Genomic DNA, 20,393 nt, shown 5'->3' with positions numbered 1-20,393 from the left:
AACTAAACTGTCAGATTACAGCCGGATTATAAGAATTGTATATACGGCCAGTGAAAGTGGCGCAGATTATAAGGGTAGCGGCCTTTGTTGCCTACCAAGGAGATAACATTTTATTAAAAAATATCACCTCTCATTTCCTCTTCATTAACTATTACGGATCACGCTTTTTCGTTTCCCTCCGCCCCCGTACTGAATGTAACAAATCATCGGCGATCACAGTTCTGAAGGTTACTTGTAACGTTATAGGTTATTTGTTTTTAAAACAATAAGATAACTGGAATCTCTTTGTCATTCACTGCTAGCCTGCTGCTGTACCCACCATAATGGCCAGTAAGAGGGCTGATAATGAAAAGAGCGGTCAATGCATTGCAAAATTTCGGCAAGTCCCTGTATGGGCCGGTGCTGATACTCCCAATTGTCGGGTTATTCATCGCATTTGGGAATGTGTTCGGTAACGGCAATTTAGCGGGCTATGTCCCTTTACTTAACCATCCATTGATTCAGGATTTTGGTCAACTGGTTTCCAAATCTGCCGTAGCGATTCTGGCTAATTTGGCGCTGGTGTTCGCCGTCGGGATCCCGATCGGGCTGGCGAAACGCGATAAGGGCTACGCTGCGCTGATTGGTCTGGTGATGTTTATCATCTTCATTAATGCCATGAACATCACGCTGCAATTACAGGGCAAACTCGTACCAGCCGCAGAAATGCGCGCCGCTGGGCAAGGCATGGTGCTGGGCGTTCAGGTGCTGGAAATGGGTGTTTTCGCCGGTATCCTGATCGGCGGATTCGCAGGCTATCTGTATAACCGCTATTCCAGTAAACAGTTTAACGGCGTGATGGCGATCTATTCCGGCCACTGCTTCGTCGCCATTCTGGTTATTCCGCTGGCGATTACGCTGGGCTTTGCGATGAGCGCCCTGTGGCCGTTTGCTCAACACGGCATTACCTGGCTGGCCTTCGCTATTAAAGGTGCGGGCCCTGTTGGTATCGCGATTTATGGTTTTCTCGAACGCGTGCTGATCCCCACCGGGCTGCATCATCTGGTCTATACCCCATTCTTGTACACCGAACTGGGCGGAACCGCAGAGGTATGCGGCAAGCTGTATCAGGGCGCACGCAACATCTATTTTGCCGAAATGGCCTGTCAGGACGTCAAACAGCTAAGTTCTACCGTGGTCTGGGATGCACGCGGTATCAGTAAAATGTTTGGTCTGACGGCCGCTGCGCTGGCGATGTACGTGACAGCGAAGCCAGAAAAACGGCTGGCCGCCAAAGCTATTCTGATTCCGGCCGCGTTTACCTCTTTCTTACTGGGCGTCACCGAGCCGCTGGAGTTCTCGTTCCTGTTCGTCGCGCCGATGCTGTTTGCCGTCCACGCCGTACTGACCGGCATAGGAATGATGCTGTTCTCCATCATGGGCGTGCATGCGATTGGTGCCAACGGCGTCATCGACTTCCTGCTTTATAACCTGCCGCTGGGCATCGAGAAATCCAACTGGCCGATGTATATCGCGGTCGGGCTGACGATGTCGGTGATTTACTTCTTCGTCTTCCGCTTCCTGATTCTGTATTTCGACATGCCAACCCCCGGGCGTGAAACCGATGAGGAAGAGACGCGACTGTATTCCAAAAATGAATATCAGGCCAAGACCGAGAGTCCGCTAAAAACGCAGGACGCGGTGAAAGGCGATGCCCAGTTTGTGGGTGCCACCATCATCGCCGGACTGGGTGGCAAACCCAATATCGAGGTGGTGGACAACTGCTACACCCGCCTGCGGGTTACGCTCATCGACCCAGCTTTGGTAGACGAACAACAGCTTAAGAACACCGGTGCGAAAGCCGTTATCCGACAGGGTAACAACGTACAGGTGGTTTACGGACTTCACGTCAAAACGATACGCGAAGCAGTTGAAAACGCGCTTTAACAGGAGACTGACCATGACGAAACCCCCATTCATTTTGACGATTGCCGGCGGCGGCAGCACCTATACCCCAGGCATCGTAAAGAGTCTGATGGTACGTCTCGCGGATTTCCCGCTGGCGGAGATTCGTTTGTATGACATCGACGGCCCGCGACAGGACATCATTGCACCGGTGGTGGAAAAAGTGATTCGCGACCACAGTGACAGCATCGTCTTTACCGTCACAACCGACGCAGAAACCGCGTTTAGCGGCGCCCACTTTGTCTTTGCCCAGATGCGCGTCGGCCAGTACAAGATGCGCGAACAGGACGAGAAAATCCCACTACGTCACGGTGTCGTCGGGCAGGAAACCTGTGGTCCCGGCGGACTGGCCTACGGCCTGCGTACCATTCTGCCGATGGCTGAGCTGATCGATCTGGTTGAGCGCTATGCGCACAAAGAGGCGTGGATCGTCAATTACTCCAACCCGGCCGCCATTGTTGCCGAAGGCGTGCGTCGCCTGCGCCCTAACGCCCGCGTGCTGAATATCTGCGACATGCCAGTTGCCGCGATGCGTAACATCGCTGCCGTGCTGGGCGTCGATCGTCACGACATCACGGTGGACTATTTTGGGCTGAATCACTTTGGCTGGTTTACCCGCGTGTTGGTCGACGGCGTCGATCGTATGCCAGAGCTGCGCGAACACATTGCCCGCTACGGCTTGTTGACCGCCGATGCCGCCGATACCGATCCGCAGCACGCCGATCCGTCGTGGGTGAAAACCTGGCGCAACATCAAACCCGTCATGGATCATTTCCCAGAGTTCGTGCCGAATCCGTATTTGCAGTACTACCTGATGCCGAATCAGATGGTGGAGCATCAGGATCCTGACTATACGCGCGCCAATGAAGTGATGGACGGGCGTGAGAAGAAACTGTTTGCGGCCGCCGCCAGCTACAAGGAAACGGGGATTCTGTCCGATGCGTTCCACGTTGGCGTGCACGGCTCGTTCATCGTTGATGTCGCCTGTTCACTGGCGTTCGATCTGCGCCAGCGTCATCTGGTGATCGTCGAGAATAAAGGTGCCATCGCCAATCTGCCTTACGGTGCGATGGTGGAGGTACCCGCTTATATCACTGCGCAAGGACCGGAACCGGTGAGGATGGGGAATGTCCCGCAGTTCCATCGTGCCTTGCTGGAACAGCAGTTGGCGTCTGAACAACTGCTGGTGGAAGCCACGCTGGAAGGCAGCTACGAGAAGGCCTTGCAGGCATTTACTCTGAACCGAACCGTGCCGACAATGCAGCACGCCAAAGCCATTCTGGACGAGATGATTGAAGCAAATCAGGATTACTGGCCGCAATTAAAACAAGCATATAGAGACGGTATCGCCCAATAATCTGCGACTTGTCGGATGAGGGAAAATCGCTGACAATGAATCTATCATTGCACACCAATGATAGATTCGGGGTCGAATTCGTCGGCCCCAACGTGGAGGATCTATGTCAGCATCGTCTTCTGATTTGCCCGTTTCTCATGAGCGGTTTGTTTCCGCAGACTGGCTTGCCAGCCACCTGAATGACAGCAGCATCACGCTCATCGATGCCCGGATGTTACCGCCGGGCAACAGCACCCGTGATATTCACGCTGAATACCGTGCCGGTCATCTGCCAGGCGCGGTTTTTTTTGATATTGAAACGCTGTCCGATCACAGCACCGATCTGCCACATATGATGCCGACTCGCGAAGACTTCGCACGCGCGATGGGCGAGTTGGGGATCGATAACCAGCAGCATCTGGTGATTTACGATGAAGGAAATCTCTTCTCCGCACCGCGTGCGTGGTGGATGTTGCGGACCTTCGGCGCGACATCACTTTCGATCCTGAGCGGCGGTCTGGCAGGCTGGACAGCGCAGAACCTACCGCTGGAACAGGGCGATGTGAAGCCAAAGCCAACGACGTTCCACGCCACGCTGGATGAAAATGCCATTCGCTCACGCAATGAGGTGCTGTCCATCAGCCGAGATAAATCAGAACAGATTGTCGATGCCCGCCCCGCCCCCCGTTTTAACGCCGAGGTGGATGAACCGCGTCCCGGCCTGCATCGCGGCCACATTCCCGGTAGCCTGAACGTGCCGTGGACTGATTTGGTAAGTAACGGTGCGCTGAAACCTAATCCCGAACTGGCGACCATTCTGCATAAACACGGGGTCGATTTTACTCGTCCCATCGTCGCCAGTTGCGGCTCCGGCGTAACGGCCTCTGTCGTCGTGCTGGCGCTGACGCAGTTAAATGTCCCGCATGTGACGCTGTACGACGGATCGTGGAGCGATTGGGGGAGCCGCGATGATGTCCCAATTGAGCGTGATTAGTTTCGTTCGGTCTTTTACTGGCGTCAATCAGGGGTAGCAGGTGGATAATCGGCTGGCGTCCTTAATGCAGCACGGTCAGGTGCTGACGCGCGCGGAATACCGCGTGCTGGCTTTTATCGCCGAGCATTCATCACTGATAGGCAAAATCACGGTGCGGGAGCTGGCGCAGAAGACCTATGTTTCCACGGCAACGATCATGCGGCTATGCCAGAAAATCGGCTTTAGCGGTTACAGTGAATTCATTTATCACTGCAAAACGCTCCTCACGGATCATCCGCGTCTTGCCCCCTCGCCTGTCGTTACGCCCAATGACGCTTCACTTCCCGATGCTTTCCAGCATTTTGTCGACAACTATCAGCGCACGTTTGCCTACATTAGCCATCAGGATAGAGCCGCTTTCGGCGCTATCCTGCGGCAGGAAAGCCACTTTTTCCTCTACGGCGCGGGGTTTTCCCATCTATTTGCCGAATATTTGGCGAAGAAACTACAGGTGCTGGGGAAAGATGCCTTCTCTTCCGGCTTAGGAGACAGCCGAGGCATTTTTCTCAATAATGCGCCGAAGTATCAGGTGTTTATCGCCATCTCCCGCAGTGGGGAAACCGAGCAGGTGTTGGATAAGGCGCGTATCGCCAAAAACATTGGCATGAAGGTGATCGCGTTTACCCGAGCGTCATTGAATTCATTAGGCGAGTTGGCCGATTTGCACTTCCGGCTCTACGATGATGCGGTTCACTATGCAGCGGAGGCCGGTGAGATTAGCTCATTTGAATCAAATCTGGTGATGTTGATCGATCTACTGCTATTGCAGGCAACAGCGGAAAAATCGTAATCCGCCGTTGCCTTCACCAAACTTATACACTCGGTATCAGGCGTTGCCAGTGGCCTTAAACTCCCTCAGGAAACTCCCCCACTTACGTTCGTAGAACGGTGTGGTGTGCTTAATCATATAATGACTGATACCCGATTCGCCGTCCTTCACCAGACACAGGTCGACAGGACGCTCGTCCGGTAAAGTGTCGCTGGCGACGCTGCCCGCTTCACGGATGATGACTTCCTCGTCCTGATCGGCATCAATCCCAATCAGCAGGTGCGGCTGCTCTTCGCCCGGTTCCTGAATCTGCGCCAAAAACGCCCGTTTTACATGGCGATGTTTGGTAAACAGCTGCGTCAGGGAATCAATCATCTGTGCGGGCATCTCGGCTGGCTGGCTCAGTATGACCTGCATCTCTTCTTCAACAACGCGCTGCTGAACAAAGCCGTTACCTTCGCCAGACAGAATATGTTCAATTTCCTGTGGCAAAAACTCTTTGCCATACGGCAGCTTAGGATTGAGGAACAGCGTGACACCCTGTGTCATTTCAAACAGCGACCGTGTCGGCAGGGCCAGAAAAGCGGCTTCTTCCGCAATCACGCTCTGTAATGCTTCCAGAGAAGAAAAGAAAGGAATGGCGGATGAACCATCGTCTTTTTCCCAGTGCTGAATGTTCACATTACTGCCCGCGTGCAACATCACCTCACCGGATTCATCCCCGTCATCGGTAGTGCCCAGCACAAACACCGTGGCTTCCATCAGTTCACTGAAAAATTCAGGACGATGCGCTGGCTCCGTTGCAGCCAGAATCAGCACTTCTTCCAGTTTATTACGTGGCGAAAACTCCATACTTTCCTCAACATGATTACGTTAAAAACCGACGCTTTAAGATCTGAACGGACTACTTGGCGTTGCTCAGCAGGAGATTCGCCAACGTGCGAACACCGAGCCCGGTCGCGCCTGTCGCCCACTGCTCTACCGCGCCTTTACGGTACGTCGCGGAACAGTCAATGTGCAGCCAACCCTGCTGGTAATTTTTCACAAAGTGCGACAGGAAAGCCGCGGCTGTGCTGGCACCGGCGGTGTGTGCACCACTGGCAATATTGTTCAGATCCGCAAAGCTGGACGGCAGATGGCTGCGGTGGAACTCTTCCAGCGGCAAGCGCCAGAACGGCTCGTTTTCTTCTTTCGCGCTTTCCTGCAATGCCGCCACCAGCTCATCATCGAAGCTGAACAGCGCGTGATAGTCGTTGCCCAGCGCCGTTTTTGCTGCGCCCGTCAGCGTTGCGCAGTCGATAATCCACTGTGGATTTTGCTCCGACGCATCGATCAGGCCATCCGCCAGCACCAAACGCCCTTCTGCGTCGGTGTTCATGACCTCAACCGTTTTACCGTTGCGGTAGCGAATGATGTCACCCAGTCGGAACGCATTGCCGCTCACCATGTTGTCTGCACAGCACAGATACAGCTTCACACGCTGTTGCAAACCGCGCGCCGCCGCCAGCGCGAGCGCGCCCGTCAGCGTGGCTGCACCGCCCATGTCCGATTTCATGGAATCCATGGAACTGCTAGGTTTCAGGCTGTAGCCACCGGTATCAAACGTAATCCCTTTACCTACCAGACAGGCGAATACTGGCGCATCCGCGTTACCCGTCGGGTTATAGTCCAGCGCCAGCAGCACTGGTTGACGCTCAGAACCGCGCCCCACCGTGTGCAGGCCAGCATAATTCTGCTCACGCAGATCTTCACCTTTGGTGATGCGATAGCTGATAGCGTCACAGGCAACGTCACACAGCAGATCGACTGCGCGGGTCGCCAGTTGCTCTGGTCCCAGATCTTCAGCAGGCAGGTTGATGGTGTCACGTACCCAGTCCACAATCTTCAGACGATCGTTCAGCTCTTTCTTGTCAGCGTCGTTCAGTTCCGCCCATTCAACCGTTCTTTGCCCTTTCGGCCCGCGATATCCCTGCCAGAATGCCCAGCTGTTTGCCAGATCCCAGCCTTCACCGGCTAACTGAACGTGCTTAATTCCCTGCCCATCAATTTTGCGGGCAGCACGTTGGATCACCGCCTGTGCAGCTTTGCCATTCAGGGACGCCCCGACATGAATGGTAAAACCCTGCTCATTCACACTCAGCGTCGCTTTTTCTCCCCAGCGCGCGTCAGCAGGTTGAGTGGAGAGTGAAATCAGCATGGTATTGTTCGTCATAGTGCTTCTCCGATAATAGGTATTCCTGCCACGTTTCATGTTTGCAGGTGATGTTCATATTTACAGACGTTCTGCTTCTCAATACGTGTTTATAAACGCTCTCGCTTATAAATACTCGGTTTGCAGATAAATAAACGGTGCATCATGACATGCAAATGTTACGAATTTTGGCACAAGAATGAAACGGGCCACCCAAGGCAGCCCCGTCATTGTGCTATTCAGCTTCATCTAACCAGACCAGCAGGATCGCTTCCAGAATTTTTTCATTGGAAGCATCAGGCCGATCGTCAAACTCATCCAACTCGCAGATCCACTGATGCATATCCGTGAAACGGACGGTTTTCGGATCGAGATCGGGAAACTGATCGTAAAGCGCTTCGCCAATAGCCCGGCTGTCTGTCCATTTTAATCCCATCGCGGTTTCTCCTTATTCAGATCAATGCTCGCGCGCGTGGTTGATCGTATAGCGCGGGATCTCGACGACCAGATCGTCCCCGGCAATACGCGCCTGACAGCCCAGACGACTTTCCGGCTCCAGCCCCCAGGCCTTATCCAGCATGTCGTCTTCTTCTTCCGTGCTTTCCGCCAGCGAGTCGAAGCCTTCGCGCACGATGCAGTGGCAGGTGGTGCAGGCACAGGATTTCTCGCAGGCGTGCTCAACGTCAATACCGTTACGCAGGGCGACTTCCAAAATGCTTTCACCGCGTTCCGCTTCCAAAACCGCCCCTTCAGGACACAGATCCTGATGCGGTAAAAAGACTATCTTAGGCATGTTACACCTCATCCACAGAATGGCCTGCCAGCGCGCGACGGATAGAGGCATCCATGCGACGGGCGGCGAATTCCTGGGTTTGTTGATCGACTGTTTTAATCGCGGCTTCTATCGTCACGGGATCGCTTCCCTGCATCATCGTATGCAGGTGTTCAGATGCCGCGACAATGATGCCTTTTTCGTCATTGCTCAATAACTCGGCGTCAGCCACCAGCGCGCTTTGCAAGCTTTCCAGCACGCGTGCCGCTTCCACTTTTTGCTCTGCCAGACGACGCGCCCCGATATCTTCCTTCGCATTCAGCATCGAATCGGTGATCATCGTGGCGATTTCCGTATCGCTCAAACCGTATGACGGTTTCACCTGAATGGAAGCCTCGACGCCCGTCGATTTCTCCATCGCCGTGACGCTCAGTAGGCCATCCGCATCGACCTGAAAGGTCACGCGAATGTGTGCCCCACCGGCAGGCAGCGGCGGTAGACCGCGCAGTGAGAAGCGCGCAAGCGAGCGGCAATCCGCCACCATTTCGCGCTCGCCCTGCAAGACGTGGATCATCATGCCGCTCTGGCCGTCTTTGAAGGTAGTGAACTCCTGTGCACGGGCAACCGGGATCGTGGTATTGCGCGGAATGATTTTTTCCACCAGCCCGCCCATCGTCTCCAGCCCCAGCGACAAGGGGATCACATCCAGCAGCAGCATTTCACTGTCTGGCTTGTTGCCCACCAGAATATCTGCCTGAATCGCCGCGCCGATAGCGACAACCTTGTCTGGATCGATCGACGTCAGCGGCGTGCGGCCAAAAAACGTTCCGACTCGATCGCGCACCAGCGGAACGCGCGTCGATCCACCCACCATCACCACTTCCAGCACGTCTTCTGGCGTCAGTCCCGCGTCTTTCAGCGTGCGACGGCACGACAGCAGCGTACGTTTCACCAGCGCAGCAATCAGCGAATCAAACTGCTCGCGGGTGATCTCACCCTGCCAGCCAGCAATATCCACACGCACCGACTCGGCGCTGCTGAGTGCAACTTTAGCCTTCACCGCCGCGTGGCTAAAAGCATGACCTAACTGACGGTCGTCACGATCGTGAATCCCCGCCTGCTCACGTAACCACTCTGCCAGCAGATGATCAAAATCATCACCGCCCAGCGCAGAATCGCCGCCCGTCGCCAGCACCTCAAAGACGCCGCGGCTCAGGCGCAGAATGGAAATATCAAAGGTACCGCCACCCAGATCGTAAATGGCGATCACGCCTTCTTTACCGGAATCCAGCCCGTAGGCAATCGCGGCTGCGGTCGGTTCATTCAGCAGGCGCAAGACATGCAGCCCAGCAAGACGTGCGGCGTCTTTGGTGCCCTGACGCTGTGCGTCATCGAAATAGGCAGGAACGGTAATCACCACGCCATCCGGCACGCCGCCTAACGCCGCTTCCGCACGCGCAGCCAGCGCGGACAAAATATCCGCCGAGACTTGTACAGGATTGAGATTGCCAGCCGAGGTCTGAATCAGCGGCAGGCCGTTATCGCTGGCATGAAAGCGATACGGTAAATGCGGATAGCGCTGCTGAATATCGTCCAGAGAACGCCCCATCAGGCGTTTGACTGAGCTGACGGTATTTTCCAGATCGTGGGCAATATTGTCGCGCGCATCCCAGCCGACGCTGTGACCATCGTGACGATAGTGAACAACCGAGGGCAGCAGGTCGCGCCCATCGCTATCCGCTAGCGTCTGAGCTTCACCGCTGCGTACGGTGGCAACAAGAGAATGGGTGGTGCCTAAATCAATACCGACAGCCAGACGACGCTGGTGCGGTGCGGCGCTAAGGCCAGGCTCACTAATTTGTAATAAGGCCATATTGAGCTTCCATCAATTGGCTGGCGAAAAAAACCTTATGGCAATCACCATCGGGTTACCCGCCGGATTAACCAGTTATCTGTCCAGCAATTGTTCTTCGAGTTCTTCAACCTGTTGCTGGAGCTTGTCTAAAAAGCGTAGCTTGCGCACGGTATCTGCGGCGTCTGTCCACGTCTCATTATCGAGTTCATCACGCATATGCGAACGGCGCTTAACGATCGTTGCCTGCAATCGCGCGGCGAAGGCCGTCAGCGCCTCATCGGCATCCGATCGCTGCGAGATCGCGTCCAGCTCTTCGCGCAGTTCCAGCTGTTCCATCAGGAATGCGTTGTCCTTCATCGTATGTTGTTCGTTGTTCACATCAAAACCGTGCAGCGACAGCATATACTCTGCGCGTCTTAGCGGATGCTTAAGCGCCTGATAGGCGTTATTGATCGTCGCCGCCTGCTGCACCGCCAGCATGCGCTCACGCTCTGGGCTGGCAGCATAACGGTCAGGATGGAACTGCCGTTGCAAATCCTGAAAACGGGATGCAAGCAGGCCGCCATCCACATCATAGCGAATCGGCAGCCCGAATAACGTAAAGTAATCCATAGTGGTACTCTGGGAGTTCTGGGTAGCCATGCATGCCATTAACCGATCGCACGCTCACTACCCAAGAGGGGTCAGACGTTGAAACTTTCGCCGCAACCACATTCGCCGGAAATGTTCGGATTATTGAACTTAAAGCCTTCGTTCAGCCCTTCTTTGACGAAATCCAACTCGGTTCCGTCAAGATAGACCAGACTTTTGCCATCCACGATGACCTTTACGCCTTTGTCTTCAAAGACCGTGTCACCGTCGTTCAAATCATCAACAAACTCCAGTACATACGCCATACCGGAACAGCCGGATGTGCGTACGCCAAGGCGCAGTCCAAGGCCTTTACCCCGGTTTGCGATGAAAGCGTTCACGCGTTGTGCCGCACTTTCACTCAGAGAAATCGACATATTGTTACCTCGATCGTTCGGCACCTCGACGGAATCAGGCACCGCAAGAAACGGTGCCCCGCCCGCCGAGTTCAGCCGCAGAGATTACTGCGCGTCGCGTTTACTTTTGTAATCCGCAATCGCTGCCTTGATAGCGTCTTCCGCCAGAATGGAGCAGTGAATCTTCACAGGCGGTAGCTCAAGCTCTTCGGCAATCTGCGTGTTCTTAATCGTTTCAGCTTCATTCAGCGATTTGCCTTTTACCCACTCTGTGACCAGCGAGCTGGAGGCAATGGCAGAACCACAACCGTACGTCTTGAAGCGGGCATCTTCGATGATACCCTCATTGTTGACTTTTATCTGCAACTTCATCACATCGCCGCACGCTGGCGCGCCGACCATGCCGCTGCCGATAGAAGGATCGGCGTTGTCAAATGAACCCACGTTGCGTGGATTTTCATAGTGATCAATTACTTTTTCGCTGTAAGCCATGATAGTCGTCCCCAAACTGGTGAATTAATGATGCGCCCACTCGATGCTGCTGATATCCACGCCCTGTTTGAACATTTCCCACAGCGGAGAAAGATCGCGCAGACGACCGATGGATTTACGTACCAGCTCGATGGTGTAGTCGATCTCTTCTTCAGTGGTAAAACGCCCCAGCGAGAAACGGATCGAGCTATGTGCCAGCTCATCATTCATGCCCAGCGCACGTAACACGTAGGAGGGTTCCAGACTGGCCGACGTACAGGCAGAACCGGACGATACCGCCAGATCCTTGAGTGCCATAATCAGCGATTCACCTTCAACATAGTTGAAGCTGACGTTCAGAATAGTGGGCACGCCCTGCTCGATATCACCATTCAGGTAGACTTCTTCAATATCATTAATACCGTTCCACAGACGATCGCGCAGCGCACGCAGGCGCTCCATTTCTGCGGTCATCTCTTCTTTCGCGATGCGGTAGGCTTCACCCATGCCGACAATCTGGTGCACAGGCAAGGTGCCAGAACGCATGCCGCGCTCATGGCCGCCGCCGTGCATCTGCGCTTCGAGACGAATACGGGGTTTACGACGAACATACAGTGCCCCGATCCCTTTCGGCCCATAGATTTTATGGCCGGAGAAAGACATCAGATCCACTTTTAACTGGTTCAGATCGATAGGCAGTTTGCCTACGCTCTGTGTGGCATCAACATGGAACACAATACCGCGGCTGCGGCACATTTCACCGATGGCGGCGATATCCTGCACAACGCCGATTTCATTATTGACGTGCATGATGGAAACCAGAATGGTGTCCTCACGCATTGCCGCTTCGAGTTCAGCCAGATCGATAATGCCGTTGCGCTGCGGAGCCAGATAAGTCACCTCGAATCCTTCGCGTTCAAGCTGGCGACAGGTATCCAGCACGGCTTTGTGCTCGGTCTTACTGGTGATGATGTGCTTACCCTTCTTCTGATAGAAGTTGGCAACACCTTTAATCGCGAGGTTATCGGCTTCGGTCGCGCCTGACGTGAAGACGATCTCACGTGGGTCGGCACCAACCAGTTCAGCAATTTGGTTACGGGCGATATCAACCGCCTCTTCCGCTTGCCAGCCAAAACGGTGGGAACGGGAAGCCGGGTTACCGAACGTACCGTCCAACGTCAAACACTGCATCATTTTCTCAGCGACGCGCGGGTCAACCGGCGTGGTAGCTGAGTAGTCGAGATAGATAGGTAACTTCATTGCTCATAAACTCCGTACATCACTTCAAAACGTACAATGCGTTTTGTTTTATTGACAGGCTGTTTATACCCGCAACCTCTCGGGCCAATGCAAAAGATCTGACGATGTTATCGTGGAACAATTTGTCGTCAGACCACATTATCGTCAGAACACGCCGTGACAGTCGGACTAACGCCAACACCACATTAGGCAATGTGGTCAGGATTATGCGGCTATCAGAAAGGCAAAACGTGACGAGTAAGGATTGCTCGTCACGTTGAAGGTGTATCAGGCACGCAGGTTAACGTTGATCGTTTCCTGGATACGTCCGTTGGCAGTGCGGCGCGTGTCAGCATCCTGACGATCCGCCACATCCAGCACTTCCTTATTATTCACCAGCTCATCCAGCGTGATGTTATTCAGGAAATCGGTAATACGGTCGCTCAGATCGCGCCACAGCGTGTGCGTCAGGCAGCGATCGCCACCCTGGCAACCTTCGCGGCCTTGGCAACGCGTTGCATCAACAGATTCATCGACGGCCGAAATGACCATACCAACAGCGATTTCATTCGCGTTTTTACCCAGCAGGTAACCACCGCCTGGGCCACGAACGCTGGCAACCAGTCCGTTCTTACGCAGACGCGAAAACAGCTGCTCCAGGTAAGACAGTGAAATACCCTGGCGTTCAGAAATATCCGCCAATGGAACGGGGCCTTCCTGGGAGTGCAGAGCCACATCGAGCATGGCGGTAACGGCGTAACGGCCTTTGGATGTCAGTCTCATGATAGTGGTACCTGTAGATAAAACATGTATTATGAAAACATGTATTGGCAGAACATACCGCGAGTCTGACATTCCTGAGTGTTTTAGTCAACTATTTAACCAAGTAAAACACTCAAGTATTATTCGTCGTGTGTTTTCTGTACCGAACTCAGTATTCCACGCAGGATGTTAAGCTCCTGACTTTCAGGCCTGGCGCGGGTAAACAGACGACGCAGCTTGTTCATCACCTGCCCTTGATGTGCCGGTCGGATAAACCCGGTTTGCAGTAATGTCTGTTCAAGATGCTGATAAAACCGCTCCAGATCGTCGACCAGCGGGTACGGCGATTCTTCATGTTGCGGCTGTCCGGCCTGTAAGCGATCCAAATGCGCGATGCGCACTTCATAAGCAATGATCTGCACCGCCATCGCCAGATTGAGCGAGCTGTATTCTGGGTTCGCGGGAATCGCTACGTGATAATGGCATTTCTGAAGCTCTTCATTCGTCAGCCCCACGCGTTCACGCCCAAACACCAGCGCTACCGGCGCGTGCTCTGCTTCCTGCGCGCTGCGAACGCCGCACTCGCGTGGTTCCAGCATCGGCCAGGGCAAGGTTCGGGAACGTGCGCTGGTGCCAACGACCAAACCACAGCCTTCAAGCGCCTGATCGAACGACTCCACAATGGTGGCATTGCCGATAACATCGCTGGCACCTGCCGCCAACGCAATGGCCTGCGAATCAGGCTTCACCAATGGGTTGACCAAATACAGTTTGCTTAATCCCATGGTTTTCATCGCCCTGGCCACTGACCCCATATTGCCAGTGTGCGACGTTTCAACCAGAACAATGCGAATATTGTCTAACATATGTACTCTATTGTGCGAAAAGGAAACCGCCGTACTCTAACACAAACTTCGCTATTTGACTTTTCTCCTGCTATACTCTGCGCCGCTTTCCGTTCTTTAACATTCCAGTGGACCGATACCATGCATCCGATGCTCAACATCGCTATACGCGCTGCGCGTAAAGCCGGTAATTTAATTGCCAAAAACTATGAAACGCCAGACGCCGTCGAAGCTAGCCAGAAAGGCAGCAACGATTTTGTGACCAACGTTGATCGAGATGCAGAACGTCTGATCGTTGAAGTCATCCGTAAGTCTTACCCACAGCACACCATTATTGGTGAAGAATGTGGCGAGCTGGTTGGCGAAGATCCGGCAGTACAATGGGTTATCGATCCTCTGGATGGCACCACCAACTTCATCAAACGTTTACCTCACTTCGCTGTTTCTATCGCGGTTCGCATTAAAGGCCGTACCGAAGTTGCCGTTGTTTACGATCCTATGCGTAATGAACTGTTTACCGCGACCCGTGGTCAAGGTGCACAACTGAACGGTTACCGCCTGCGCAGCAGCACTGCGCGCGATCTGGAAGGCACCGTACTGGCAACAGGCTTCCCCTTCAAATTAAAACAACACAGCAAAAGCTACATCAATGCCATCGGCGCACTGTTCACCCACTGTGCGGATTTCCGTCGTACGGGTTCTGCTGCACTGGATCTGGCCTATGTGGCCGCGGGTCGCGTTGACGGATTCTTTGAAATCGGCCTGAAGCCATGGGATTTTGCCGGTGGCGAGCTGCTGGTACGTGAAGCTGGCGGGGTCGTGACCGATTTCGTTGGCGGCCATAACTATCTGGCATCCGGCAATCTGGTTGCAGGTAACCCGCGCGTGGTGAAATCCATTCTGGGCACCATCCGTGAAGAACTGAGCGACGCACTGAAACGCTAATTCTGCCCCACTCCGGCTCACCTCTATAAAAAAGAAATTGGGCCGGAGTTGTTATTTTTCTTTACATATGAACCCTGTATACGCATTGTTTATCATTATACGATAATAATTATCAAACTCATTACACTGATAACTTCATCACATTGATAAATTGTGAATTAGGATCGCTACCATGTTAAGAAAATCAGTAAGATCACTCTTTCTGACCGCACTCCTCACCACCCCGCTTTTCAGCTACGCCACCCAATATCCGCTTACCGTCACCGATTTCGACGGAAGAAGTGTCACCATTAAACAAGAGCCACAGCGCATCATCCTGCAAGATGGGCGCGATATTATGACGATGGCATTGCTTGACCGCGATAATCCCTTTCAGCGTCTGGTCGCTTGGAACAATCTGGCGAAAAAACAGGACACCGCAACCTGGGATATGCTGAAAGGGAAATGGCCTCAGTCCGTTGGCATTCTGGATATGGGTTTCAGTGACAAAGGTAACGTCGATCTGGAAAGCGTGCTATCAAAACAGCCGGATCTGATGGTTGCCCAGTTGCGTGCCAAGGCAGCGCTGAAGGAAAGCGGTGTCATCGACAAGCTCAGCGCGCTGAATATTCCGGTACTGTTCGTCGATTATGAAGTGAATCCGGCTAAAGATACCGCCCCCAGCATCGATCTGTTGGGTAAAGTGCTGAACCGGGAAGCCAATGCCAAAGCGTATACCGATTTCTATCGTCAACACTTCGATGCTATTCAGCAGAAAACCGCTGCAATCACCCCGAAACCTAGCGCCTTTGTTGAAGCGATTGCTGGCAACTCGGACTCCTGCTGCTTCACACACAGCAACAGCGGCTGGGGCGGATTAATTGAAGCGGTCGGCGCGAAAAATATTGGTTCGGATTTACTGCCAGGCGCGTCAGGCTTTGTCTCGCTGGAAAAAATTATCAGCATGAAACCTGATGTCTACATTATGACAGGCTCTAAGCGTGGTAATAGTCAGGTACTGCCGTTAGGCTATGACGCCAGCGTAGAAGACGTTCGTAATCAGGCAACTACGCTGTTAAACCGCACGGGTATTAGCCAGATTCCAGCCGTTCAGGCGAAACACGTTTACGGCGTTTACCACCATTTTTACAACCACCCCTACAACATTGTCGGTATGGAATATCTGGCCAAGGACATTTATCCTCAGGCCTTTACCAGCCTGAATCCTGACGATACGTATCGTTATATCATTCAGAATTTTACCTCGCTGCCTGACAGTGACTTTATCTTTGCCTGGAAACAAGGTGAGTAATTTTTAATGAGTACAACCACTGAACCGGGTATCCGCAATACTGCCGCGGATGCCAACACCATTATGGACAACTATCGCGGCATCATTCGACGCCGCGTGGGTGTGATGGCGATACTGCTGTTGATCATCATCGGCTCGTTGTTGCTGGATTTCACGATGGGGCCTTCAGGGCTGACGCTTGATGTACTTTGGCAGACGCTGACCGATCCGGCCAGCGCCGATGCGGGTACGCGCGTGATCGTCTGGGATATTCGTCTGCCTTACGCGCTGATGGCCATTATCGTCGGGCTGGCACTCGGTCTCGCCGGTGCAGAAATGCAAACGATCCTGAACAACCCATTGGCCAGCCCGTTTACGCTCGGCGTTTCTTCCGCAGCCGCGTTCGGCGCTGCGCTGGCTATCGTCCTCGGTATCGGCATCCCCGGTATTCCGGCTCAGTGGTTTATCTCCGCAAACGCTTTTATCTTTGCGCTGCTGGCAGCGTTGCTGCTTGATGGCATTACGCGCTGGACGCAGGTCGCTACCTCAGGCGTCGTGCTGTTCGGTATCGCGCTGGTGTTCACCTTCAACGCGCTGGTTTCCATGCTCCAGTTCATCGCCAACGAAGACACGCTGCAAGGTCTGGTATTCTGGACGATGGGCAGCCTGGCCCGCGCCTCGTGGGAAAAACTGGGAATTCTGCTGCTGGTGCTCATCATCGTGATGCCAATTTCACTGATGAGCTCATGGAAACTGACCGCGCTGCGGTTGGGTGAAGATCGCGCCGTGAGTTTTGGCATTAACGTCCGCCGCCTGCGTTTGGCGACGCTGCTGCGCATCAGTATTTTATCCGCCATTTCCGTCGCGTTTGTTGGTCCAATCGGCTTTATCGGTCTGGTTGCTCCGCATATCGCACGTATGATTTTCGGTGAAGATCACCGCTTCTATCTGCCTGCCAGTGCGTTAACTGGCGCGCTGGTGCTGTCGATGGCGTCCGTCGCCTCGAAAAACCTTATCCCCGGCGTCATTATCCCGGTCGGGATCGTCACCTCACTGGTTGGCGTTCCCTTCTTCCTGAGTATTATCCTGCGCCACAGAGGAAACGTATGAACCAGCAAACCGCTTCTGGATTACGCCTTTCCCACTTTCGCGCGGGTTACCCCAAGCGTCAGGTGATTCGCGATCTGTCCGTACCACAGCTGCCGCGCGGAAAAATTACCGTGCTGCTCGGCCCTAACGGCAGCGGTAAATCAACGCTGTTGCGTGCAATGGCAGGTCTGAACGCGTCCAAAGGTGAACTGTGGTTGGATGACACCAACCTGATGACGTTGCCATTCGCTCAGCGGGCGGAAAAAGTCGTTTATCTGCCGCAGTCCCTACCTGCAGGCGTTCACCTGCACGTACTGGAGTCGATTATCGTCGCACAGCGCGCGTCCGGCGGTATGCACAACGCCGAAAAGCAGGATGAAGTCATGACCCTGCTGCGTCAGTTGGGCATTGAACATCTGGCGTTGAGCTATCTTGATCAGCTCTCTGGCGGACAGAAACAGCTGGTTGGGCTGGCGCAGTCGCTGATCCGTCAACCCTCGCTGCTCCTGCTGGACGAACCGCTCAGCGCGCTGGATCTGAACTATCAGTTCCACGTGATGGATTTGGTACGCAAGGAAACGCGTAAGCGCAACATCATCACCGTTGTGGTAGTGCATGACATCAATATCGCGCTACGCCACGGCGACCACGTGTTGATGCTGCAAAACGGTAATTTGATTGCCAATGGCGCACCGGCCGAGGTGATTAGCCCGGAAAGCCTGTCAGCGGTCTATGGCGTACGCGGGCGCATCGAGCGCTGTTCGCAAGGGGTGCCGCAGGTGATTATCGACGGGCTGGTCAGCGAACCGACCATCTAAGCTTTTCTCTGTACAAACAGACGGTGAGTTCCCTCACCGTCTTCCTTATTCTCATCTTATTTATAAGATGGTTTTCTCATCACGCCAAAACGCCGTACTTATCATTTATACTGCACGCAGTGTACGGGGTTAAAAACGCTGCCAATCCGTATCATTCTGGGCTACCTTTTTCTTTGCGGGAGAAAGGCGTGGTACAGCGAGCTGAGAGGGGGCGGATACAGGCACAGAAGCCAGTGCCTGAGTGGCCGCCTGCCCTACAATGAACTGCCCCACCAGTTGGCTCAGTGTACTTGCCTGTTCCTGCAACGACTGTGACGCCGCAGACGCCTCTTCCACCAATGCAGCATTTTGCTGAGTCACATCATCCATCTGGTTAACGGCCTGATGTACTAGGTTAATCCCCTTACTTTGCTCTTCCGTTGCCGCCGCAATTTCATTCACCAAGTCGGTCACCTGCTGGATGGCGTCTTTCATCGCCGACATATTTTTTCCTACATCGCTCGCTTGATCTACACCCTCCGATACCAGCGAATTTGAGGCATCAATTAAATCTTTGATTTCACGCGCCGCCGTGGATGATCGCTGTGCCAGCGTACGTACTTCTCCCGCAACCACCGCAAAACCACGCCCCTGTTCACCAGCACGCGCGGCTTCCACCGCCGCATTCAGGGCGAGGATATTAGTCTGAAACGCGATGCCTTCGATAAGCGCAATAATGTCGGTGATCTTGCCCGAACTGGTACGAATGTGTTCCATCGTATTCAGCATCGTGCTGACGGAATCCGCGCTATTGATGGAAATCCGGCTAGCGTTCCCCGCCAGCAGACTCGCCTGTTGTGTGTTCTCCGCATTCTGGCGCACCGTTTCCGCAAGTTCCGTCATACTCGCAGCCGTTTGCTCCAGCGAAGCGGCCTGTTCTTCCGTGCGGGATGACAAATCTTCATTCCCCGCCGCAATCTGCGTCGCCGCGCTGCTCACCGACTGCGATGACGCACTCACCGAAGCCAGCGCAGAGGATACCCGCTGCATCAGGCTATTAAAGGCGCGAGCGGTATTTCCTACTTCATCTTTGCGTCGATCGTCGACCTGAACCGTCAGGTTAAGACTATTACTAACGTTTTCCATCGTTTGGCTCATATCATTCAAGCTTTTTCTAATGCCCAGAATAGTTCTTACCGCGAAAAAGCCGATCAATAACACAATCAATAACGAACTCGATAATAGACCGATCCATGACTTCTCGTAAGCTGCCACATTCTGCTTACGCAACTCATCCCCGATTCGGACATTAAGGTTAAACTGTTCGCGATAAGTTGCGATTAAATTGCGAACCGCTTCTCCCGGCCCCCCAACTCCCTGTAAAAGCTTAAGAGAGTCTTCTTTTTGGTTTAAGCGCGATGCAGCAAAAAAAGCAGGAAGTGAAGACTGCAGTTTTCCAATTATATCCGCAGCCTGATTTGACACCCGAGTATCTTCTTCATTCGATGAAAGATTTTTCAGGTAATAATCATTAAGCGCTTTTACTTCTTCAGTAGTTTTCGTTATATCCTGCTCAATTGAATTGAGTTTGTCATTTTCAGAGACGGTTTGGTGACGATACAAAAAAAGCACCAATGAGTTACTTTTTTCGACTAGTTGGCTTATGTATTTGAAACTCGGGATCGTATTTTCCTGTACATATTCAGCGCGAGATTGAAAGCCTGATAATAATGACAATGTAACGATGACCAACGAGATCAGCGCTAAGGACATTAATGAGAATATCAGTAACAAGCGTTGTGTGATATTCATAGCCACTCCTTTTTTAAATTTTATACCGCGGATTTTTCCTGATTCAAATATGCGTAAAAAACGGAATGTTTATTCCTACACGCCATATCGAACCAGAATCTGAGACATCGTCACCACATCCATTATCGCCAGAGAAACAAGCAGCTTTATAGTATTGGTCGCAAATACCATTTAATAAACCTGCATTAATAATTATTGGCTATTAAAAAAAAGAAGTAATAGTTAAAAAATCTAAAAAATTCATCATCCGATAAACAGAAGGGGAAAAAGTGTTTGC

20 protein-coding genes are annotated in these 20,393 nt (G+C 53.1%); 8 read left to right on the top strand and 12 right to left on the bottom strand.

The features are described 5' to 3' along the window. The first annotated feature begins 345 nt into the window (after window positions 1–345). The 4 genes from IG609_RS05605 to IG609_RS05590 all read left to right on the top strand — a co-directional run bounded on the left by IG609_RS05605 (window position 346) and on the right by IG609_RS05590 (window position 5,103). Window positions 346–1,926, top strand: a complete 1,581-nt coding sequence (locus tag IG609_RS05605) for a PTS transporter subunit EIIC (RefSeq protein WP_193400237.1) — start codon at window positions 346–348, stop codon at window positions 1,924–1,926. Window positions 1,927–1,939: 13 nt separating this feature from the next. Continuing rightward, the gene (locus IG609_RS05600) at window positions 1,940–3,301 is read left to right on the top strand and encodes a 6-phospho-alpha-glucosidase (protein ID WP_193398743.1); all 1,362 of its coding nucleotides are present in this window, start codon (window positions 1,940–1,942) and stop codon (window positions 3,299–3,301) included. A gap of 103 nt (window positions 3,302–3,404) precedes the next feature. After that, window positions 3,405–4,274 (top strand): 3-mercaptopyruvate sulfurtransferase, encoded by an 870-nt coding sequence (sseA, locus tag IG609_RS05595; RefSeq protein WP_193398744.1) that lies wholly within the window; start codon window positions 3,405–3,407, stop codon window positions 4,272–4,274. A 40-nt stretch (window positions 4,275–4,314) separates the two neighbouring features. Next, window positions 4,315–5,103, top strand: coding sequence for a MurR/RpiR family transcriptional regulator (locus tag IG609_RS05590; RefSeq protein WP_193398745.1), 789 nt, complete (start codon window positions 4,315–4,317; stop codon window positions 5,101–5,103). Window positions 5,104–5,139: 36 nt separating this feature from the next. On the opposite strand, the gene sseB is transcribed toward IG609_RS05590, so the two are convergent. From sseB to trmJ, 11 genes are all read right to left on the bottom strand, one after another. Further along, window positions 5,140–5,934, bottom strand: coding sequence for an enhanced serine sensitivity protein SseB (gene sseB / locus IG609_RS05585; protein ID WP_193398746.1), 795 nt, complete (start codon window positions 5,932–5,934; stop codon window positions 5,140–5,142). A 52-nt stretch (window positions 5,935–5,986) separates the two neighbouring features. Then, the gene (gene pepB / locus IG609_RS05580) at window positions 5,987–7,294 is read right to left on the bottom strand and encodes an aminopeptidase PepB (RefSeq protein ID WP_193398747.1); all 1,308 of its coding nucleotides are present in this window, start codon (window positions 7,292–7,294) and stop codon (window positions 5,987–5,989) included. A gap of 214 nt (window positions 7,295–7,508) precedes the next feature. Continuing rightward, window positions 7,509–7,709, bottom strand: coding sequence for a Fe-S cluster assembly protein IscX (gene iscX / locus IG609_RS05575; RefSeq protein ID WP_010280073.1), 201 nt, complete (start codon window positions 7,707–7,709; stop codon window positions 7,509–7,511). Between the two features lie 21 nt (window positions 7,710–7,730). Continuing rightward, a complete protein-coding gene (gene fdx / locus IG609_RS05570; RefSeq protein ID WP_005970171.1) occupies window positions 7,731–8,066 on the bottom strand; it encodes an ISC system 2Fe-2S type ferredoxin in 336 nt (111 codons plus the stop codon). 1 nt (window position 8,067) lies between these two features. Continuing rightward, the gene (gene hscA / locus IG609_RS05565) at window positions 8,068–9,918 is read right to left on the bottom strand and encodes a Fe-S protein assembly chaperone HscA (RefSeq protein ID WP_193398748.1); all 1,851 of its coding nucleotides are present in this window, start codon (window positions 9,916–9,918) and stop codon (window positions 8,068–8,070) included. A 75-nt stretch (window positions 9,919–9,993) separates the two neighbouring features. Then, the gene (gene hscB / locus IG609_RS05560) at window positions 9,994–10,512 is read right to left on the bottom strand and encodes a co-chaperone HscB (RefSeq protein WP_193398749.1); all 519 of its coding nucleotides are present in this window, start codon (window positions 10,510–10,512) and stop codon (window positions 9,994–9,996) included. Between the two features lie 71 nt (window positions 10,513–10,583). Then, window positions 10,584–10,907, bottom strand: a complete 324-nt coding sequence (gene iscA / locus IG609_RS05555) for an iron-sulfur cluster assembly protein IscA (protein ID WP_014916217.1) — start codon at window positions 10,905–10,907, stop codon at window positions 10,584–10,586. An 84-nt stretch (window positions 10,908–10,991) separates the two neighbouring features. After that, entirely contained in the window at window positions 10,992–11,378 is a 387-nt protein-coding gene (iscU, locus tag IG609_RS05550) for a Fe-S cluster assembly scaffold IscU (RefSeq protein ID WP_193398750.1), read from the bottom strand. Window positions 11,379–11,402: 24 nt separating this feature from the next. Then, window positions 11,403–12,617 (bottom strand): IscS subfamily cysteine desulfurase, encoded by a 1,215-nt coding sequence (locus IG609_RS05545; protein WP_193398751.1) that lies wholly within the window; start codon window positions 12,615–12,617, stop codon window positions 11,403–11,405. Between the two features lie 267 nt (window positions 12,618–12,884). Then, a complete protein-coding gene (gene iscR, locus IG609_RS05540; RefSeq protein WP_010280087.1) occupies window positions 12,885–13,379 on the bottom strand; it encodes a Fe-S cluster assembly transcriptional regulator IscR in 495 nt (164 codons plus the stop codon). A gap of 119 nt (window positions 13,380–13,498) precedes the next feature. Further along, on the bottom strand, window positions 13,499–14,224 hold the full coding sequence (gene trmJ / locus IG609_RS05535; protein WP_193398752.1) for a tRNA (cytosine(32)/uridine(32)-2'-O)-methyltransferase TrmJ: 726 nt from the start codon (window positions 14,222–14,224) through the stop codon (window positions 13,499–13,501). Between the two features lie 120 nt (window positions 14,225–14,344). Between trmJ and suhB the strand changes: the two genes are divergently transcribed. The 4 genes from suhB (at window position 14,345) to IG609_RS05515 (ending at window position 18,325) form a co-directional block, all read left to right on the top strand. After that, entirely contained in the window at window positions 14,345–15,148 is an 804-nt protein-coding gene (gene suhB / locus IG609_RS05530; protein ID WP_193398753.1) for an inositol-1-monophosphatase, read from the top strand. Between the two features lie 172 nt (window positions 15,149–15,320). Beyond that, window positions 15,321–16,439: an ABC transporter substrate-binding protein gene (locus IG609_RS05525; protein WP_193398754.1), complete on the top strand. Its 1,119-nt coding sequence runs from the start codon at window positions 15,321–15,323 to the stop codon at window positions 16,437–16,439. A gap of 6 nt (window positions 16,440–16,445) precedes the next feature. Further along, a complete protein-coding gene (locus IG609_RS05520) occupies window positions 16,446–17,528 on the top strand; it encodes a FecCD family ABC transporter permease (RefSeq protein ID WP_193398755.1) in 1,083 nt (360 codons plus the stop codon). Beyond that, complete coding sequence (locus tag IG609_RS05515) at window positions 17,525–18,325, top strand: ABC transporter ATP-binding protein (protein WP_193398756.1); 801 nt, start codon at window positions 17,525–17,527, stop codon at window positions 18,323–18,325. Before IG609_RS05520 ends, IG609_RS05515 begins: the two co-directional genes overlap by 4 nt. A gap of 129 nt (window positions 18,326–18,454) precedes the next feature. Here IG609_RS05515 and IG609_RS05510 read toward each other — a convergent pair whose 3' ends face one another. After that, window positions 18,455–20,116 (bottom strand): methyl-accepting chemotaxis protein, encoded by a 1,662-nt coding sequence (locus IG609_RS05510; protein ID WP_193398757.1) that lies wholly within the window; start codon window positions 20,114–20,116, stop codon window positions 18,455–18,457. Between the last annotated feature and the right edge of the window lie 277 nt (window positions 20,117–20,393).

The sequence above is a fragment of the Pectobacterium quasiaquaticum genome, assembly GCF_014946775.2.
GTDB lineage: Bacteria > Pseudomonadota > Gammaproteobacteria > Enterobacterales > Enterobacteriaceae > Pectobacterium > Pectobacterium aquaticum.
Note: the sequence above shows the minus strand (reverse complement) of the source record. Positions and strands in the feature narration are given on the sequence as shown.

Bases quoted from the DNA above. Each gene is read 5' to 3' on its own strand.
- IG609_RS05520 (WP_193398755.1), top strand. From the start codon at position 16,446: ATGAGTACAACCACTGAACCGGGTATCCGCAATACTGCCGCGGATGCC.
- IG609_RS05545 (WP_193398751.1), bottom strand. From the start codon at position 12,617: ATGAAGTTACCTATCTATCTCGACTACTCAGCTACCACGCCGGTTGAC.
- hscB (WP_193398749.1), bottom strand. From the start codon at position 10,512: ATGGATTACTTTACGTTATTCGGGCTGCCGATTCGCTATGATGTGGAT.
- sseB (WP_193398746.1), bottom strand. From the start codon at position 5,934: ATGGAGTTTTCGCCACGTAATAAACTGGAAGAAGTGCTGATTCTGGCT.
- trmJ (WP_193398752.1), bottom strand. From the start codon at position 14,224: ATGTTAGACAATATTCGCATTGTTCTGGTTGAAACGTCGCACACTGGC.
- pepB (WP_193398747.1), bottom strand. From the start codon at position 7,294: ATGACGAACAATACCATGCTGATTTCACTCTCCACTCAACCTGCTGAC.
- suhB (WP_193398753.1), top strand. From the start codon at position 14,345: ATGCATCCGATGCTCAACATCGCTATACGCGCTGCGCGTAAAGCCGGT.
- fdx (WP_005970171.1), bottom strand. From the start codon at position 8,066: ATGCCTAAGATAGTCTTTTTACCGCATCAGGATCTGTGTCCTGAAGGG.
- IG609_RS05510 (WP_193398757.1), bottom strand. From the start codon at position 20,116: ATGAATATCACACAACGCTTGTTACTGATATTCTCATTAATGTCCTTA.
- iscR (WP_010280087.1), bottom strand. From the start codon at position 13,379: ATGAGACTGACATCCAAAGGCCGTTACGCCGTTACCGCCATGCTCGAT.
- IG609_RS05515 (WP_193398756.1), top strand. From the start codon at position 17,525: ATGAACCAGCAAACCGCTTCTGGATTACGCCTTTCCCACTTTCGCGCG.
- sseA (WP_193398744.1), top strand. From the start codon at position 3,405: ATGTCAGCATCGTCTTCTGATTTGCCCGTTTCTCATGAGCGGTTTGTT.
- IG609_RS05605 (WP_193400237.1), top strand. From the start codon at position 346: ATGAAAAGAGCGGTCAATGCATTGCAAAATTTCGGCAAGTCCCTGTAT.
- hscA (WP_193398748.1), bottom strand. From the start codon at position 9,918: ATGGCCTTATTACAAATTAGTGAGCCTGGCCTTAGCGCCGCACCGCAC.
- IG609_RS05600 (WP_193398743.1), top strand. From the start codon at position 1,940: ATGACGAAACCCCCATTCATTTTGACGATTGCCGGCGGCGGCAGCACC.
- IG609_RS05525 (WP_193398754.1), top strand. From the start codon at position 15,321: ATGTTAAGAAAATCAGTAAGATCACTCTTTCTGACCGCACTCCTCACC.
- iscU (WP_193398750.1), bottom strand. From the start codon at position 11,378: ATGGCTTACAGCGAAAAAGTAATTGATCACTATGAAAATCCACGCAAC.
- iscX (WP_010280073.1), bottom strand. From the start codon at position 7,709: ATGGGATTAAAATGGACAGACAGCCGGGCTATTGGCGAAGCGCTTTAC.
- iscA (WP_014916217.1), bottom strand. From the start codon at position 10,907: ATGTCGATTTCTCTGAGTGAAAGTGCGGCACAACGCGTGAACGCTTTC.